1 protein-coding gene is annotated in these 613 nt (G+C 52.0%); it reads right to left on the bottom strand.

The window, feature by feature from the left end:
- Positions 1 to 258: 258 nt before the first annotated feature.
- Positions 259 to 432, bottom strand: a complete 174-nt coding sequence (locus AB4Z23_RS27830; protein ID WP_441361220.1) for a hypothetical protein — start codon at positions 430 to 432, stop codon at positions 259 to 261.
- Positions 433 to 613: the final 181 nt, after the last annotated feature.

The raw sequence follows: 613 nt of genomic DNA, 5'->3' as shown, positions 1-613 counted from the left end.
CCTGATACTCTGTCGAAGCACATCTCGCCGCTCAGCTGGGAACATATCAACCTTACCGGTATATACACCTGGGATGCTGAACATCAAATGCCGAACGGATTTCGATCGCTGCGTCTGCCGGCCGCGCTACGGCGGGTGGCATAAGTTCTCATTCCGTTCGCCCTTAGCCTACGATCTCGCACTCCTCTTGTGCTGGCCCCTTTTTGGCAAATCATAGAGCACAATGGTTGCCTTGTTCGGAACGGCCTGAAGGCAATTTTATGAATCGGCGGCGTCGGCAAGATTGCCAGGATAGGGATTGGCAGGACCGAAACGAATTCCATCCTGTTCAAAGAAGCCCATATAACCAAGGAGCCATGCGTTGTGGATTTCAGAACGAGCGAGAAGCTTGCGAAGTGAGCGTGGCATCAATTTGCCGTCATAGCCTATCAAATACACTCGCAGGTAAATATAGTATCGTGTCCAATCTCGAATTCGCTCCCTGACCTCAAACATCGTTATGCTTGCGTGTTGCGAGCCGCACTGGCCCTTAGTCGGACTTTTCGATGCGGCGGAGCCATGCGTGATAATGGCTTGCGCTTTCTGACGTTATCTGAGCCAACGGCAAAAACGC

Source organism: Agrobacterium sp. MCAB5 (assembly GCF_052114365.1).
Lineage (GTDB): Bacteria > Pseudomonadota > Alphaproteobacteria > Rhizobiales > Rhizobiaceae > Agrobacterium > Agrobacterium tumefaciens.
Note: the sequence above shows the minus strand (reverse complement) of the source record. Positions and strands in the feature narration are given on the sequence as shown.